We start from the raw sequence: 16,247 nt of genomic DNA, 5'->3' as shown, positions 1-16,247 counted from the left end.
ACCTGAAGCAAATTAAAAGTTATCTTCTTTGTTTTTAAAACGATTCTTTTCAAATCGGACGGTATTTTTAACCATAAAGGCCGTCTGAAACTATTAGTCTCTTAATTCAAAGGAAACATCATGAGTGAAACCCAAGAGCTTACTTTCGCCAAACGCTTGAAAGAGCAAACCACGACAACGCACGACAGCGTTGATAACTTGGTTATGTCCGTTCAACCTTTTTCCAGCAAAGAAAACTACATCAAATTCTTGAAACTTCAATCTGTTTTCCACAAGGCTGTTGACCATATCTATAAAGATGCCGAATTGAACAAAGCCATTCCAGAGCTTGAATACATGGCGCGTTACGATGCCGTGACTCAAGACTTGAAAGACTTGGGTGAAGAGCCTTACAAATTTGACAAAGAATTGCCACACGAAACCGGCAATAAAGCCATCGGCTGGCTGTATTGCGCCGAAGGTTCTAATTTGGGCGCGGCATTCTTGTTCAAACACGCTCAAAAACTTGAATACAACGGCGAATTCGGCGCACGCCACCTAGCTCCGCATCCAAACGGCCGCGGCAAACACTGGCGCGCTTTTGTCGAGCATCTGAACGCTTTGAACTTGACTCCGGAAGCTGAAGCGGAAGCCATTCAAGGCGCACAAGAAGCTTTTGAATTCTATAAAGTTGTCTTGCGTGAAACCTTCGGTTTGCCGGAAGGTGCGGAAGCGCCTGAAGGTATGAAGCCGCACAGACTCTAAAAAATAATTCAATCAAACAGACAAGGTCTCGGCGTAGATGTTTGCAGGGGCCTTTAATTACACTACAAAGTTTTGTTTGAACGGGTTGCTGTCTTATTAATCATTAATGATTATCAGAAAATTTATTATGTATTAACTGATGGATGAACAATCCATTACATCTTGAGTTGATAATATGAAACCATTACAAATGCTCCCTATTGCCGCGCTGGTCGGCAGTATTTTCGGCACTCCAGTCTTGGCAGCAGATGAAGCTGCGACTGAAACCACACCCGTTAAAGCAGAGATAAAAGAAGTCCGCGTTAAAGGCCAGCGCAATGCGCCTGCAACCGTGGAACGTGTCAACCTCGGCCGTATCCAACAAGAAATGGTGCGCGACAACAAAGACTTGGTACGTTATTCCACCGACGTCGGCTTGAGCGACAGCGGCCGCCATCAGAAAGGCTTTGCCGTGCGAGGCGTGGAAGGCAACCGTGTCGGCGTCAGCATTGACGGCGTAAACCTGCCTGATTCTGAAGAAAACTCGCTGTACGCCCGTTATGGCAACTTCAACAGCTCGCGCCTGTCCATTGACCCCGAACTCGTGCGCAACATCGAAATCGTGAAGGGCGCAGACTCTTTCAATACCGGCAGCGGTGCATTGGGTGGCGGCGTGAATTACCAAACATTGCAAGGTCATGATTTGCTGTTGCCTGAGCGTCAGTTCGGCGTGATGATGAAAAACGGTTACAGCAGCCGCAACCGCGAGTGGACAAATACACTCGGCTTCGGCTTGAGCAACGATCGCGTGGATGCCGCTTTGCTGTATTCACAACGTCGCGGTCATGAGACTGAAAGCGCGGGCGAGCGTGGTTATCCGGTAGAGGGTGCCGGCAGCGGAGCGAATATCCGTGGTTCTGCTCGCGGTATTCCTGATCCGTCCCAACACAAATACCACAGCTTCTTGGGTAAGGTTGCTTATCAAATCAACGATAACCACCGTATCGGCGCGTCGCTCAACGGTCAGCAGGGCCACAATTACACGATCGAAGAGTCTTATAACTTGACCGCTTCTTCTTGGCGCGAAGCCGATGACGTAAACAGACGGCGCAATGCCAACCTGTTTTACGAGTGGACGCCCGATTCGAATTGGTTGTCGTTGTTGAAAGCGGACTTCGATTATCAGAAAACTAAAGTAGCGGCGGTTAACAACAAAGGCTCGTTCCCGATGGATTATTCCACCTGGACGCGCAACTACAATCAGAAGGACTTGGACGAAATCTATAACCGCAGCATGGATACAACCTTCAAACGCATTACCCTGCGTATGGACAGCCAGCCGTTCCAATTCGGCGGCCAACATCGTTTGTCCTTCAAAACGTTTGCCAGCCAGCGTGAGTTTGAAAACTTAAACCGCGACGATTACTACTTCAGCGGCCGCATCGTCCGAACAGCCAGCACCATCCAGCATCCGGTGAAAACCACCAACTACGGTTTCTCGCTGTCCGACCAAATCCAATGGAACAATGTGTTTTCAAGCCGTGCGGGCATCCGTTACGACTACACCAAAATGACGCCGCAGCAACTGAATGCCGAGTGTCATGCTTGTGACAAAACACCACCTGCAGCCAACACTTATAAAGGCTGGAGCGGTTTTGTCGGCTTGGCTGCACAGCTGAGTCAGACATGGCGTTTGGGTTACGATGTAACTTCCGGTTTCCGCGTGCCGAATGCGTCTGAAGTGTATTTCACTTACAACCACGGCTCAGGTACCTGGTTGCCTAATCCGAACCTGAAAGCCGAGCGCAGCACTACCCATACCCTTTCTCTGCAAGGCCGCAGCGAAAAAGGTACTTTGGATGCCAACCTGTATCAAAGCAATTACCGCAACTTCTTGTCTGAAGAGCAGAAGCTGACCACCAGTGGCGATGTCGGCTGTACTCAGATGAATTACTATTATGGTATTTGTAGCAATCCTTATTCCGAAAAACTGGAATGGCAGATGCAAAACATCGACAAGGCCCGAATCCGTGGTCTTGAGCTGACAGGCCGTCTGAATTTAGGTCAAGTGGTTTCTTTTGTACCTGAAGGCTGGAAATTGTTTGGTTCTGTCGGTTACGCGAAGAGCAAACTGTCAGGCAACAACAGCCTGCTGTCCACTCAGCCTCTGAAAGTGATTGCCGGTGTCGATTACGAAAGCCCGAGCGAAAAATGGGGTGTGTTCTCCCGCCTGACTTATTTGGGTGCGAAAAAAGCCAAAGAAGCTCAATATACCGTGTTTGAAAACACTGGTTGGGGTACGCCTTTGCAAGAAAAAGTAGTGGATTATCCATGGCTGAACAAATCGGCTTACGTGTTCGATATGTACGGTTTCTACAAACCGGTGAAAAACCTGACCCTGCGTGCAGGCGTGTATAATGTGTTCAACCGCAAATACACCACTTGGGATTCCCTGCGCGGCCTGTATAGTTACAGCACTACCAACGGCGTTGACCGCGATGGCAAAGGCTTAGACCGCTACCGCGCCCCAGGCCGCAATTACGCTGTATCGCTGGAATGGAAATTCTAAGCAGTTAACGGATAGCTAAAGGCCGTCTGAAAGTTTTGATGACTTTCAGACGGCCTTTTTTATTTAAAACGAAATCTTTAAACGGATAACAACGGCTGCTGCCGAACAATCGCGCGGATGATGGCGCGGTTGGGGTGTAGTGCGGTTCTCAGCCTTTGCGATAGCGGATGGGGCAAGCCGAGTATTTCGGCCACAATGGCGGCTGCGCAGATGGGGGCTGTCGCCAGGCCGCGCGTGCCATGTGCCGTATTGATGTAGGCATTGGGCAGGTAAGGGCAGGGGATTTCGTCGAGGCGGTAGTTTTTGTCCAATGCCAGCTTGGCGTAGGCGGACTGCATGGTGGCGATGTCGCCGAGTGCGCCGACAACGGGCAAGTGGTCGAGGCTGTCGCAACGCAGGGCGGCATGGCCTTGTGTGTCTTGAAGGCCGTCTGAAAACGAATCTTGCTCAAACAAGGATTGTGCCAATGGCGGATTGAGCTGTTGCAGGGAGGCTCGGTTTTCGGCTTCTTCGTTTGGATACCAAGTTTCATCGTTGCTGTTGAGGATAAATGTCGCGCCATAGCAGTGGCGGCCTTGCCAGCTCGGACTGATGTAGCTTTCGCCGGAAATGGCGCAACGCAGTTTTTGTGAAAACGAGCTGGCGGACACAACGCCGGTTTGTCCGCGGATTTGGCGGAAAGGCAGGGCGGAGACGTTGATGTCGGCGGCGGTTGGGCTGTGTGCGCCCATACAGTAAACAATATGGCTGGCGTTGAAATGCGCGTCCGGCGTGTGTGCCGTCCATTGTGTACCGTCATGCGATACGGCGGTCAGCGGCGAGTGTTCGTGCAACTCAATCAGCGGATGATTCAATAAGGTATGCACGACGGCGGGCGGATTCAGCCATACGCCTTGCGGCCAGTAAAGGCCGTCTGAAAATACGTCTATGCCTGCGATGTGTACAGCCTCTTCGGCAGATACGCTGCGGTAGAGGTGCTTATGCTGGTGTTGCAAACCCAAGGCTTGATTGCGTTTTCGTTCGCCGTCGTCAAAATTCAAATGCAATACGCCGTCGCCGCCCCATACGTCGGAATCAGGCAGCAAGTCTTCCAACAATCGGCGCGTGTAGCCGTAGCCTGTCAGCAGTAGTTCGGTTTGTTCGGTATTGTGTGGCGAGATTTTGGCGTAGAGCAAGCCTTGGCGGTTGCCGCTGCCTGCCTGCGCCGCTTTGCCTGCCTCCAAAACCGTAACGCGTACGCCGTGTTCAGCCAGTTTGCGCGCAGTCGCTGCGCCGGCAATGCCTGCGCCGATAATCAGGACGTGTTCGGGCGCGGCTTGATGTTCAGGCCGTCTGAACCAAGGTTTTAGAGGAATAGGGCGGATTGGGGTATGGCTTCGGTTTGCCATTCGATATGATGGAAATGTTCGTGTAAGCGGTCGGCGCGGTGTGGCGGCACCAGCCAGAGATGCACATCAGGCAATAGGTTTTCCAAAATATTGACGCTGTTGAACTGAAGACATTTCATGGCTTGAGCGAGACGGTTGTTCAGACGGCCTTCAAGCTCGGAGGGATGATTCGACAGTGGAAAATCGGGAATACGGTTTTCAGGCAGGCAGACAATCAAATAAAGCGGCGCGGTATGTTGTTCGATTGCGCGGCAAAGGGTAGCAAGGGAAGGCGTGGTGTTCCAAGCAAGGCAGGTCATGATGAAAGGCCGTCTGAAAAAAGAGGCTTTATTGTAACGCGGTTTGCGCGGATAGAATATCCGAACGGGTTTTGATAGAATTGCATGATATTTTGATTTCCAATTGATTTTCATACAGGAATTTTATGCGTCGTCTTTTATTGTGCCTTCTCGCTTCCGGCTTGCCCATTGCTTGTTCGGCCGCTCCGCCGGATAGCGGCAGCAAAGCCGTTCAGTCCGAGCGTTGGGCAACGCCCGTCAAACACGATGCAAACCTTTATCGCATTGACGACAAGCTTTACCGCAGCGAGCAGCCTGTTGCCGAAGATGGCGAAGCCATCGTCAAACTGGGCATTCAAAGCGTGATCAACCTGCGCTTTTTCGACCGCAATGATGACGACCATTTGAAAGCGTATGGTTTGACCTTGCTAAACCGACCGTTGCTGTCATGGAGCATTAAGCCGAAAGAGATTGCAGAAATCCTATATTTAATTGAAAAACAACAGCAAAACGGCGCAGTGCTTATCCATTGCTATCACGGCGCAGACCGTACCGGTTTGATTGCCGGAATGTACCGCATCATTTATCAAGGCTGGTCGGTGGCAGAGGCGAAAGCCGAAATGCAGCACGGGCCTTACGGTTATCACAGCATTTGGAAAAACATTGCCAACCTGTTTACCGAAGAGAAAGTCAAGCAGGTTAAAATGCATTTGGAAGCCTTGCGCAAACGCGGTTAACACCAAGATTTAAATCATAAAAGGCCGTCTGAAAGATTTGTTTTCAGACGGCCTTTTAAATGGCAGATTGCTTAAATCACAAAATCCGTAGTCGATAATTGAATGCTTTGATCCATATCGGCAGACGGGGTTTTGGATGATCGGCCAACCGGTTTGGCCGGTACGCCGACAACGGTAATCGAAGACGGTACATCGGCAACCACCACGCTGCCTGCGCCGATTTTGGCATTTACGCCGATGCGGATGTTGCCCAAAATCGAAGCGTTCGCACCAATCATCACGCCGTCGCCGATTTTCGGGTGGCGGTCGCCGCTTTCTTTGCCCGAACCACCCAGCGTTACGCCGTGGAGGATAGAAATATTGTTGCCCAAGACGGCGGTTTCGCCGGCTACAAAACCGGTGGCATGGTCGAGCATCAGGCCGTGACCGAAACGGGCGGCCGGGTGGATATCGACACCGAAGACTTCCGACATGCGGTTTTGCAGGAAATACGCCAGCGTTTTACGGCCGTTTTGATAGAGCCAGTGGTTGATACGGTGTGCCTGTACGGCGTGGAAACCTTTGAAATACAATAGCGGCAGCGAATATTCATCACAAGCCGGGTCGCGCTCGTAAATGGCTTTCAAGTCGGCCTCGACACATTTGCTGATACGGGTGTCCACGCTCAAAGCCTGCTGATAGATTTCAAACAGCGCGCGCACATCCATAATCGGGCTGCCGAGCTTGCTGGAAAGATGGTAGGCAAGTACCGAATCGAGCGAATCGTGGCGCAACACGGTTTGATGCAGGAAGCTCGCCAGCATCGGTTCGGTCGCGGCGGCCGCTTCGGTTTCTTCACGGATGGTGTGCCACAGATTAAAATCGGTTGAATTCAAATGGTCTTTTTTCATATTCGAGGCCGTCTGAAGAATAAAATCAGATGGCTATCTTACCGTTTTCCAACGTCTTTTAACAAGGCATTTGATAATCGACGTTCAAATGCTTGAAGTTTTTTCAGACGGCCTTATATATGGGTTATTGAATGCTAACACTCTAAAAGGATGTCAGAAATGACGGATCGTAACGAACAACACCAAAACGAAGCCGAAGAAGCGGCAGCCGTAGAAACTGCTGAAGCAGTTGAAACCGAACAAGCCGAAGTACAAGCCGAGCCGACTTACGAAGATCTGCAGGCGCGTATTGCCGAGTTGGAAGGCCAGCTCAAAGACAGCGAGCTGCGCGGTTTGGCAAACGAGCAAAACCTGCGCCGCCGCCATCAGCAAGAAATTGCCGATACCCATAAATTCGCCGGACAAAAATTTGCGGCAGAAATGCTGCCTGTCAAAGACTATCTTGAAATGGCGCTGCTCGACCAAAGCGGTAATTTCGATGCCTTGAAAATGGGTGTGCAAATGACTTTGAACGAATTGCAAAAAGCGTTTGATGTCACCCATATTAAAGAAATCAATCCTCAGGCAGGCGAGAAACTTGACCCGCATTACCACCAAGCCATGCAGGCAGTGGTCAGCGAGCAAGAGCCGAACACCATCGTCAGCGTGATGAAAAAAGGCTACACATTATCCGACCGCGTATTGCGTCCTGCGATGGTTGTCGTGGCGAAAAAAGAAGATTGAAGGCACCGCTTGATAAAGTTTATCAAGCATAAAATCTTCAGACGGCCTTATCCGGTTTCAAAGTCCGATGTTCTGCTATTGGAAAATCATTCCGATAAACCGGAATCGGAAAATTAAAACCGACCGTCTGAAAAAAGAATAAACGGCTTGTGGATAAATAAATCAAGTACTTGAATTTAATTTAAAAAAAATTTAAATTAAGCCTTGAAAAAAAATGAAGCAACCTTATTTATAAGCCATCGGAACGAAATGTTCCACAGGATTATTAATTTAGAAAAGTTTATTTATTTAGGAGCAACATAATATGGCAAAAGTAATCGGTATTGACTTAGGTACAACCAACTCTTGTTTGGCCATTTCTGAAAACGGTCAAACCAAAGTGATCGAAAATGCAGAAGGTGCACGCACCACTCCTTCCGTTATCGCTTATCTGGACGGCGGCGAAGTCCTCGTCGGTGCGCCTGCAAAACGCCAAGCGGTAACCAACGCTAAAAACACCATCTACGCTGTAAAACGTTTGATCGGTCATAAATTTGAAGACAAAGAAGTTCAACGCGACATCGAATCAATGCCTTTCGAAATCATCAAAGCCAACAACGGCGACGCATGGGTGAAAGCGCAAGGCAAAGAGCTGTCCCCGCCGCAAGTTTCCGCAGAAGTCCTGCGTAAAATGAAAGAAGCCGCCGAATCTTACTTGGGCGAAAAAGTAACCGAAGCCGTGATTACCGTTCCGGCCTACTTCAACGACAGCCAACGTCAAGCCACTAAAGACGCAGGCCGCATCGCCGGTTTGGACGTAAAACGCATCATCAACGAGCCGACCGCAGCCGCTTTGGCATTCGGTATGGACAAAGGCGACAACAAAGACCGCAAAGTAGCCGTATATGACTTGGGCGGCGGTACCTTCGATATTTCCATCATCGAAATCGCCAACCTCGACGGCGACAAACAATTCGAAGTATTGGCTACCAACGGCGATACTTTCTTGGGCGGTGAAGACTTCGACCAACGCTTGATCGACTACATCATTGATGAGTTCAAAAAAGAACAAGGCATTGATTTGAAAAAAGACGTAATGGCTCTGCAACGTCTGAAAGAAGCTGCTGAGAAAGCCAAAATCGAATTGTCCAGCGGTCAGCAAACTGAAATCAACCTGCCATACATCACTATGGATGCAACCGGTCCTAAACACTTGGCCATGAAAATTACCCGTGCCAAATTTGAAAGCCTGGTTGAAGATTTGATCCAACGTTCTATCGAGCCTTGTAAAGTCGCATTGAAAGATGCCGGCTTGAGCACCAGCGACATCGACGACGTAATTTTGGTCGGTGGTCAAAGCCGTATGCCGAAAGTACAAGAAGCCGTTAAAGCCTTCTTCGGTAAAGAGCCTCGTAAAGATGTGAACCCTGACGAAGCTGTTGCAGTAGGTGCAGCGATTCAAGGCGAAGTATTGAGCGGCGGCCGTAGCGACGTATTGCTGCTGGACGTAACTCCTCTGTCTTTGGGTATCGAAACCATGGGCGGCGTGATGACCAAGCTGATTCAAAAGAACACTACTATTCCGACTAAAGCGTCTCAAGTGTTCTCTACAGCCGAAGACAACCAAAGCGCAGTAACCATCCATGTACTGCAAGGTGAACGCGAACGCGCTTCTGCCAACAAATCTTTGGGTCAGTTCAACTTGACCGACATCGCACCTGCACCACGCGGTATGCCACAAATTGAAGTTACTTTCGACATTGACGCCAACGGTATCTTGCACGTTTCTGCTAAAGACAAAGGTACAGGCAAAGCGGCCAACATCACCATCCAAGGTTCTTCAGGTTTGAGCGAAGAAGAAATCGAACGCATGGTGAAAGATGCCGAAGCCAACGCTGAAGAAGATAAAAAACTGACTGAATTGGTCGCTTCCCGCAACCAAGCTGAAGCCCTGATTCACTCTGTGAAAAAATCTCTGGCTGATTACGGCGACAAACTCGACGCTGCCGAGAAAGAAAAAATCGAAGCTGCGTTGAAAGAAGCTGAAGAAGCAGTTAAAGGCGACGACAAAGCCGCTATCGATGCCAAAGCCGAAGCTTTGGGTGCAGCCAGCCAAAAATTGGGCGAAATGGTTTACGCTCAAGCGCAAGCCGAAGCACAAGCAGGCGAGAGCGCACAAACCGAGTCTTCTGCTAAGAAAGACGACGACATCGTAGATGCCGACTTTGAAGAAGTAAAAGACGACAAAAAATAATTGATGCCGTCTGAAAAAAAGCGCGAATCGAAAGGTTCGCGCTTTTTGTCGTTTGGGAAATGTGTAAAGACGCTTTGTCAAAATTGACGGGAAACTTTCAAAACCTTGCTACATTATCGTGTTGCCATACTTCTATTGCCGAATTTTGAACAGATTTCGCCGAATGCTGACAGCAGCTGACAGTCATAGCCATTAATATTTTGTCCATCGCTTGAGTGCGAATAAATTCTTATTTTTACCTCAAATCAACCTCTTGAAAGAAGATAAATATGAAAAAACTGATTCAAATGACCTCTTTGATGGTTGCGGCTGCCGGCTTGGTATTGGCTCCAGTCGCTTCTGCACACGGCAAACACGAAATGCATCCGAAACAAGAGCGTATCTACAAAAAAGCCAAACCGCAAAAAATGAAAAAACCTGCACCTGAAGCCAAACACCACGCAGCCAAGCCTAAACATCATCAAGAGTATAGCCACGAACATCATTAAGATGAATCCTCAACAATAAATAAGGCCGTCTGAAACCCAAACATCAGGTTTCAGACGGCCTTCGGTTTATCTGTCAAATAGAGCTTTGCCGTTTTTCTTGTGCCAAACGGGTCGGCTCCAGCCAGGCAATGTTTCTTTCTGCCAGCGCATCGCGCCAATAATCCAGTTTGGTATCCAAATCTTCAGAGAAACTGTCTTGATTCAAAAGCTGAATGATAACGCCGCCGTCCGTAGCTTCGGCCAAGCGGCTGATTTGGCGCAAAATGCCGCGGTCGGGAACAGTTTGCGTGCGTACGCCGATGAGAAGTTGCGCCGGAGTTTGTTTCAATTCGGCTTCTAATTGTTCCAAATCTTTTCTGCCGGCCGCCACGCCTTTGTCTATCCATTCTTGCGCCAAAACGCCGGAAAACCAAAGCGGCTCAGGCCATTCTGTTTCCAGTGTAACTGCCCATTTGGGCGCATTATTCAGCGTAATTTTAGATGAAACGGGAACGATGTTTTCCTGAAAATCATCGGCATCAACAATCTTCGTTTGCCATGTGCGGAGGATTTTTTGATAGTAGGGCTGATTCAAATCCAAACGTTCGCGAAGGGTTTTTAAAGTAATCTTGCAAGCCAGCCAGGCAATCAAGCGCGGCAGAATACCATAGCAGATGATGCTGCCGATGAGTAAGCCCGCCCAAGCGCGTGCATCTTCGATATGATTGTTCAGACGGCCTGCAATTACTGCCTGACTGTCGGGAACAGGAAAGCCCAAACGTTCCGGCAGCCATGACAAAGCCTCAACCGTTTTTACCAATGCCGTATTGCTTAAAAGCGTACTTTCCCAGTTGAACGTATATTGACGCACCAAAAGCAGCAGCAAAACAGAAACCAACATTCCCGACAGCGTGCATAGCCACAGGCCGTGTGAAGTTGCACCAATCAACCAACGCGTTTGCGGTTTGCGCCATTCGTCCACATAAAGTCGCAAAATTGCTTGATTGACCGGGTCTTTACCTCGGAACCAAGTTGTCGGACTGCTGATAAAGTGCACATTTTTCAAACGCAAGAATAAAGTCGCCAGCCACACCAGCAGCATGACCGTATTCATGCCCAAAATCCCGGCCAATACCAGAAAAAAGTTCAGCCCCTGATTGTCCATCAGCAGATAAGTACTGGAAAAACCGACCGTAAACAACAACGTTGCCGCAACAATCCAAAGCCAAAACGAGCCAGTCTCCACCTGTTGCAACACATATTTCAAATGCTGGTCGCGGTCAATAATTTGAGCACGGCGTATCAGTTTTTCCTCGTTACCGCCATCAATATGTCGCAACGCTTCCGTCGCCTGCACAGGATCTCCCGGAAAAATATAGGCACGTTCTTCAAGGATACGGACCAACTCGACAAGTTTTTGCGATGGATTCAACATAAATGATAGGCCGTCTGAAAGATACAATGGAAACAGCTGTAAAAGCAGTTTCGATTTCGAATGGGGTGTATAGTGGAATAGACGAAAAAAAAGCCCCTAAAAGGGGGTGTGTGGTGCGGACGGAGAGACTCGAACTCTCACACCTCGCGGCGCCAGAACCTAAATCTGGTGCGTCTACCAATTTCGCCACGTCCGCACTAATTTGAACCGTGGATTATACACAAGATTAATGGGGGCGCAAAGTCTTGTTTGCTTGAATTTTTCGGTTTATCCCTTATATAATGGTTTATTCCGGCCGTCTGAAAGCAGGGTTTGTTTTCAGACGGCCTCAACTTTACTATTGGTGAGGAAGGGCAGATGCCTGCTTTATTGATTAAAGATTTTTTGCAGACGCAAGGTTTGAAGTTGCCTGCGGATGAGATACATGTGGCTTATTTGACTGCCCAGGCTGTGATTAAAATGGGCAATGCTTCGGTTGAGCGTTCGATTTTGTGGCCGTCTGAAGACGGTTGGCAGTTGGCGGATTATGTTGATGCCGAACATGAATTGTTGCTGAAACAGATTTTTATGGCTTTGGATTCGGTTGCCGGGCGCACCAAGCATTTGAAAAGCGCAGCGGTTTATACAGCGTTTCCGAAAGATGGTGCGTTGTCGCTGGTTCGACTGAGCCGTTGGGGCGTGCCGTTGGAAAATGTGATTCCAATCGACGAGCAGGCCGGACAGGCTTTTTTGGCTGTGCGTACGGCGCAAAGCGGTTGGATGAATGTTTGTCAGAATGTGGCGTATTGGCAGGAAATTGGTGAATTGTCGGTCGAGCGCAATCATCCCGGCTTGAGTCAGATTTCTGTTCCTGTCTGTATGCCCAGCGGTGCGGTTTTAGGTGTGGTGCATGCCGAGTTTGATGTCAAGGACGGCGCGCCTGACGAAGTATTGGTGGCTTGGATTGCCCTTGCCTTGGCCCTGTCGGATTCTTTGAAAAATCTGTTGGGCGTGGCTGAAAACGAGGAAGCGGAAAATGAGTAACGCCTTGAAGTTTGTTGCGTCATGCCGTTTGCCTACGGAATGGGGCGAATTTACCATGCACGGCTTTGAAGAAGAGGGCGGTCAGGAACATGTCGCATTGACGATGGGCGATGTTTCAGACGGCCTGCCTGTGTTGTCGCGTATCCATTCAGAGTGTTTGACCGGCGATGCTTTATTTTCGGTGAAATGTGATTGCGGCCCTCAACTTCAAGCAGCGATGCAGGCCGTTCAGAAAGAAGGGCGTGGCGTTATCGTATATTTGCGCCAAGAAGGCAGGGGCATTGGTTTGATAAACAAAATCCGTGCTTATCGTTTGCAAGATCAGGGCTTGGATACGGTTGAGGCCAATGTTGCACTCGGCCTTCCTGTTGATGCGCGCGACTTCACTTTGGCTAAGCAGATTTATGATTATCTGCATATTCGTGAAGTCAGATTGTTGACCAATAATCCTGAAAAAATCCAAACGTTGAAAGATTCCGGCATTAATGTGGTCGAACGGATTGCATTACATGTCGGCGAAAATGTGGAAAATGAACGTTATCTGCATACTAAAGCGGATAAATTGGGACATTTGATTTTCGATTGATAGATAGGCATAACGGTAATTTTTGTGACTAAATAAAATATTCTATATTCTTTCAATGGGATATATTTTTATTTGAATAAAAACCTTGCGCATGGTCTGATTTTTTGATTTAATGTCAGCTTATCGGGTGATTAGCTCAGTTGGTAGAGCGTCTGCCTTACAAGCAGAATGTCGGCGGTTCGACTCCGTCATCACCCACCAAGTTTCCTTTCATTGTCTTTGACAGTGGATGCGCGGTGGTAGCTCAGTTGGTTAGAGTACCGGCCTGTCACGCCGGGGGTCGCGGGTTCGAGCCCCGTCCGCCGCGCCATTATTTAAAAAGCACTGATTATATCAGTGCTTTTTTATTTGTCTTAAAGATACAATTAAGTGGCAAAAATAGAAACAGGTAAGTAACAGGATATTGAAAGTTAAATACTGTTTAACCTTAATTTCTGATGATTTTAAAAAAAGGCCGTCTGAAACTTTTAAAGTTTCAGACGGCCTTTAGTCTATTGAAACAATAGATTAAATATCCAATTCTGCCGTATCACCTTCTTTTTCCATCCATGCGCGGCGGGCGGCGGCTTCGCCTTTGCCCATCAGTTTGACGAAGATGTCGCGTGTTTCGTCATCCGCACCTTCGGGGATTTGTACCTGCAACAGGCGGCGGGTGTCGGGGTGCATGGTGGTGTCTTTGAGCTGGTCGGGGTTCATCTCGCCCAAGCCTTTGAAACGGCTGATGGAATAAGCAGTTTCTTTAACGCCTTCTTTTTGCAGTCGCTCCAAAATGCTGTCGAGTTCGTTTTGGTCGAGGGCGTAGAATTTGCGGGCGGGTTTGCTCTTGCCTTGTGCGTTGACATCGACGCGGAACAGCGGCGGTTGGGCGACGTAGATGTGTCCGTCGGCAATCAGTTTCGGGAAGTGACGGTAGAACAGGGTCAACAACAAAACTTGAATATGCGAGCCGTCCACGTCGGCATCGGACAGAATGGCGATTTTGCCGTAACGCAGGCCGCTTAAGTCGGGATGGTCGTTGATGCCGTGCGGATCAACGCCGATGGCAACGGAAATGTCGTGGATTTCGGCGTTGCCGAAGAGTTGGTCGGGGTGGACTTCAAAGCTGTTGAGCACTTTGCCGCGCAGGGGCAGGATGGCCTGGGTGGCTTTGTCGCGGGCAAGTTTGGCTGAGCCGCCGGCGGAATCGCCTTCAACGAGGAAGAGTTCGTTTTCGCGGATGTCTTCGCTTTCGCAGTCGGTCAGTTTGCCGGGCAGGACGGCGACGCCGCTGCCTTTTTTCTTTTCAATCTTTTTAACCGAACGCATCCGCGCTTGTGCCTGACGAATGGCGAGTTCGGCGATTTTTTTGCCGAAGTCCACGTTTTGGTTCAGCCACAATTCCAAAGGGTCGCCCGATACGGCGGCAACGAGTTTCAACGCGTCGCGGTTGGTCAGTTTGTCTTTGGTCTGACCTTGGAACTGCGGGTCGAGGACGCGGGCGGAGAGGACGAAGGCGGTTTTACTGAACACGTCGTCGCTTTGCACTTTCACGCCTCGCGGCAAGAGATTGTGCAGATTGATAAAGTTGTTGACAGCATTGAACACAGCTTGTTTCAAGCCTGCTTCGTGCGTGCCGCCCAAAGGGGTGGGGATGAGGTTGACGTAGCTTTCGTTGGCGCACGAACCTTCTTCCAGCCAAGTCAGGGCAAATGCTGCGCCTTCGCCAATGCTGAAATCGCCGTTGTGGCCGTCTGAAATGTAGTTTTCACAGGAGAAGATAGGCACGGCTTCCTGAGCGTCGGCAATGAGGTCGGTCAGATAGCTTTTCAGGCCGTCCGGGTAGTGCCAGGTTTGGGTGTGCGCTTCGTTTTCGCCTTTGACCGGACGGGTCAGGGAAACGCGCACGCCGGGCAGCAGCACGGCCTTGGCGCGCAGCAGGCGTTCGAGTTCGGGGATGCTGTAATTCGGGCTTTCAAAATATTTGCCGTCCGGCCACACACGCACTTCAGTACCACTGTCTTTGACCGCGCATTTGCCCACTTCAGTCAAAGGCTCGATGACGTCGCCACCGGAAAAGACGATACGGTGGACTTTGCCTTCGCGTTTGACCGTTACTTCAAGGCGGGTGGAAAGGGCGTTGGTAACAGATACGCCGACACCATGCAGACCGCCTGAAAAGGCATAGGCGCTGCCGCCGTCTTTTTTGTTGAACTTGCCGCCTGCGTGCAGACGGGTGAACACGAGTTCGACTACGGGTACGCCTTCTTCAGGGTGCAGGCCGACGGGAATACCGCGACCGTTATCACGGACGGAAAGCGAACCGTCTTCATGAATTTGCACGTCGATTGCAGTCGCGAAACCACCCAACGCCTCGTCCGCCGCGTTATCAATCACTTCTTGACAGATATGGGTTGGGCTGTCGGTACGGGTGTACATGCCGGGACGTTCTTTGACCGGCTCCAAGCCTTTGAGGACGGTAATGCTGGATTCGCTGTATTGATTGTTTTTAGCCATAGGAATAATGTAAAGGCCGTCTGAAAGGATGAAAAACAACGCTTTCAGACGGCCTGAAAGCGTTTGGGTTATAGGTTTTCTATTGGATTGCGACGGATAAAGTCTTCATAGCTTTCTATGCCGCGCAGGAAACGGGAGAGTTCGGTCAATGCGCCCAAATACACGCCGCGCTTGAAGTCGATGACTTCGTCAACCGGCGCCCAGTATTGGTGCCAGCGCCAGCCGTCGAATTCAGGATGATGGCAGGCGCGGAGGTTGACGTCGCTGTCGCGGCCGACCAAGCGCAAAAGATACCAAATCTGTTTTTGTCCGCGATACGAACCGCGCCATTCGCGGCGCACCCAGTGGCTGGGCACGTCATAACGCAACCAGTCGCGCGTGCGGCCGATAATTTTGACATGTTGCGGCAACAGGCCGACTTCTTCGTACAATTCGCGGTACATAGCGGTCTCAGGACTTTCGCCCGGCTTGATGCCGCCTTGCGGAAACTGCCATGAATGTTCGCGTACGCGTTTGCCCCAAAAGACTTCGTTACGTTCGTTAATCAGGATAATACCGACATTGGGGCGATAGCCTTCTCTGTCTAACACGGTGTCGCCCTTCATTAAATTCAATCGTGCAATTTTCCCACAAATTGGGCGGTTTTGACAAATCTTGAGGCCGACTGAATAAGCCCACAGTTTTTTCCAGACGACATGGAAC

The 16,247-nt window shown here is 49.7% G+C and carries 12 protein-coding genes, 3 tRNA genes and 1 pseudogene; 10 read left to right on the top strand and 6 right to left on the bottom strand.

The annotated features are described in order from the left end of the window. Positions 1-120: 120 nt before the first annotated feature. Together KCG55_RS01195 and KCG55_RS01190 are read left to right on the top strand one after the other, a co-directional pair. Positions 121-744 carry a biliverdin-producing heme oxygenase gene (locus tag KCG55_RS01195; RefSeq protein WP_254323149.1) on the top strand — a complete coding sequence of 208 codons (624 nt, stop codon included), beginning with the start codon at positions 121-123 and terminating at the stop codon, positions 742-744. 175 nt (positions 745-919) lie between these two features. After that, positions 920-3,292: a TonB-dependent hemoglobin/transferrin/lactoferrin family receptor gene (locus KCG55_RS01190; RefSeq protein ID WP_254323148.1), complete on the top strand. Its 2,373-nt coding sequence runs from the start codon at positions 920-922 to the stop codon at positions 3,290-3,292. 77 nt (positions 3,293-3,369) lie between these two features. On the opposite strand, the pseudogene mnmC reads toward KCG55_RS01190, so the two are convergent. Beyond that, positions 3,370-4,979 (bottom strand): annotated as a pseudogene (gene mnmC / locus KCG55_RS01185) (FAD-dependent 5-carboxymethylaminomethyl-2-thiouridine(34) oxidoreductase MnmC). A 125-nt stretch (positions 4,980-5,104) separates the two neighbouring features. On the opposite strand from mnmC, the gene KCG55_RS01180 reads away from it, so the two are divergent. After that, the gene (locus tag KCG55_RS01180) at positions 5,105-5,695 is read left to right on the top strand and encodes a tyrosine-protein phosphatase (protein ID WP_254323147.1); all 591 of its coding nucleotides are present in this window, start codon (positions 5,105-5,107) and stop codon (positions 5,693-5,695) included. Positions 5,696-5,766: 71 nt separating this feature from the next. Here KCG55_RS01180 and cysE read toward each other — a convergent pair whose 3' ends face one another. Then, on the bottom strand, positions 5,767-6,585 hold the full coding sequence (cysE, locus tag KCG55_RS01175; RefSeq protein WP_254323146.1) for a serine O-acetyltransferase: 819 nt from the start codon (positions 6,583-6,585) through the stop codon (positions 5,767-5,769). 150 nt (positions 6,586-6,735) lie between these two features. Here cysE and grpE point away from each other — a divergent pair, with 150 nt between their 5' ends. From grpE to KCG55_RS01160, 3 genes are all read left to right on the top strand, one after another. Continuing rightward, positions 6,736-7,308, top strand: a complete 573-nt coding sequence (grpE, locus tag KCG55_RS01170) for a nucleotide exchange factor GrpE (RefSeq protein WP_254323145.1) — start codon at positions 6,736-6,738, stop codon at positions 7,306-7,308. A 304-nt stretch (positions 7,309-7,612) separates the two neighbouring features. Continuing rightward, a complete protein-coding gene (dnaK, locus tag KCG55_RS01165) occupies positions 7,613-9,541 on the top strand; it encodes a molecular chaperone DnaK (RefSeq protein WP_254323144.1) in 1,929 nt (642 codons plus the stop codon). A gap of 269 nt (positions 9,542-9,810) precedes the next feature. After that, positions 9,811-10,029 carry a hypothetical protein gene (locus KCG55_RS01160; protein ID WP_254323143.1) on the top strand — a complete coding sequence of 73 codons (219 nt, stop codon included), beginning with the start codon at positions 9,811-9,813 and terminating at the stop codon, positions 10,027-10,029. Positions 10,030-10,102: 73 nt separating this feature from the next. On the opposite strand, the gene KCG55_RS01155 is transcribed toward KCG55_RS01160, so the two are convergent. Together KCG55_RS01155 and KCG55_RS01150 are read right to left on the bottom strand one after the other, a co-directional pair. Next, positions 10,103-11,443, bottom strand: a complete 1,341-nt coding sequence (locus KCG55_RS01155) for a DUF2868 domain-containing protein (RefSeq protein WP_254323142.1) — start codon at positions 11,441-11,443, stop codon at positions 10,103-10,105. A 111-nt stretch (positions 11,444-11,554) separates the two neighbouring features. Beyond that, a tRNA-Leu gene (locus tag KCG55_RS01150) sits at positions 11,555-11,639 on the bottom strand. Between the two features lie 161 nt (positions 11,640-11,800). Between KCG55_RS01150 and KCG55_RS01145 the strand changes: the two genes are divergently transcribed. The 4 genes from KCG55_RS01145 (at position 11,801) to KCG55_RS01130 (ending at position 13,362) form a co-directional block, all read left to right on the top strand. Then, positions 11,801-12,466, top strand: coding sequence for a hypothetical protein (locus tag KCG55_RS01145; protein WP_254323141.1), 666 nt, complete (start codon positions 11,801-11,803; stop codon positions 12,464-12,466). Beyond that, on the top strand, positions 12,459-13,052 hold the full coding sequence (gene ribA / locus KCG55_RS01140; RefSeq protein WP_003685106.1) for a GTP cyclohydrolase II: 594 nt from the start codon (positions 12,459-12,461) through the stop codon (positions 13,050-13,052). Before KCG55_RS01145 ends, ribA begins: the two co-directional genes overlap by 8 nt. A gap of 125 nt (positions 13,053-13,177) precedes the next feature. Further along, positions 13,178-13,253 (top strand) — tRNA-Val (locus tag KCG55_RS01135). A 32-nt stretch (positions 13,254-13,285) separates the two neighbouring features. Next, positions 13,286-13,362 (top strand) — tRNA-Asp (locus tag KCG55_RS01130). A gap of 197 nt (positions 13,363-13,559) precedes the next feature. On the opposite strand, the gene parE is transcribed toward KCG55_RS01130, so the two are convergent. Both parE and KCG55_RS01120 read right to left on the bottom strand, forming a co-directional pair. After that, entirely contained in the window at positions 13,560-15,545 is a 1,986-nt protein-coding gene (gene parE / locus KCG55_RS01125; RefSeq protein WP_254323140.1) for a DNA topoisomerase IV subunit B, read from the bottom strand. Between the two features lie 68 nt (positions 15,546-15,613). Next, complete coding sequence (locus KCG55_RS01120; protein WP_254323139.1) at positions 15,614-16,150, bottom strand: RNA pyrophosphohydrolase; 537 nt, start codon at positions 16,148-16,150, stop codon at positions 15,614-15,616. Between the last annotated feature and the right edge of the window lie 97 nt (positions 16,151-16,247).

The organism is Neisseria subflava (genome assembly GCF_024205745.1).
GTDB lineage: Bacteria > Pseudomonadota > Gammaproteobacteria > Burkholderiales > Neisseriaceae > Neisseria > Neisseria flavescens_B.
The sequence above is the reverse complement of the archived record's forward strand: the minus strand, read 5'-3'. Positions and strand labels throughout refer to the sequence as shown.

Coding starts and splice junctions, on each gene's coding strand:
- ribA (WP_003685106.1), top strand. CDS start 12,459: ATGAGTAACGCCTTGAAGTTTGTTGCGTCATGCCGTTTGCCTACGGAA.
- KCG55_RS01155 (WP_254323142.1), bottom strand. CDS start 11,443: ATGTTGAATCCATCGCAAAAACTTGTCGAGTTGGTCCGTATCCTTGAA.
- KCG55_RS01145 (WP_254323141.1), top strand. CDS start 11,801: ATGCCTGCTTTATTGATTAAAGATTTTTTGCAGACGCAAGGTTTGAAG.
- KCG55_RS01160 (WP_254323143.1), top strand. CDS start 9,811: ATGAAAAAACTGATTCAAATGACCTCTTTGATGGTTGCGGCTGCCGGC.
- KCG55_RS01190 (WP_254323148.1), top strand. CDS start 920: ATGAAACCATTACAAATGCTCCCTATTGCCGCGCTGGTCGGCAGTATT.
- cysE (WP_254323146.1), bottom strand. CDS start 6,585: ATGAAAAAAGACCATTTGAATTCAACCGATTTTAATCTGTGGCACACC.
- parE (WP_254323140.1), bottom strand. CDS start 15,545: ATGGCTAAAAACAATCAATACAGCGAATCCAGCATTACCGTCCTCAAA.
- grpE (WP_254323145.1), top strand. CDS start 6,736: ATGTCAGAAATGACGGATCGTAACGAACAACACCAAAACGAAGCCGAA.
- dnaK (WP_254323144.1), top strand. CDS start 7,613: ATGGCAAAAGTAATCGGTATTGACTTAGGTACAACCAACTCTTGTTTG.
- KCG55_RS01120 (WP_254323139.1), bottom strand. CDS start 16,150: ATGAAGGGCGACACCGTGTTAGACAGAGAAGGCTATCGCCCCAATGTC.
- KCG55_RS01180 (WP_254323147.1), top strand. CDS start 5,105: ATGCGTCGTCTTTTATTGTGCCTTCTCGCTTCCGGCTTGCCCATTGCT.
- KCG55_RS01195 (WP_254323149.1), top strand. CDS start 121: ATGAGTGAAACCCAAGAGCTTACTTTCGCCAAACGCTTGAAAGAGCAA.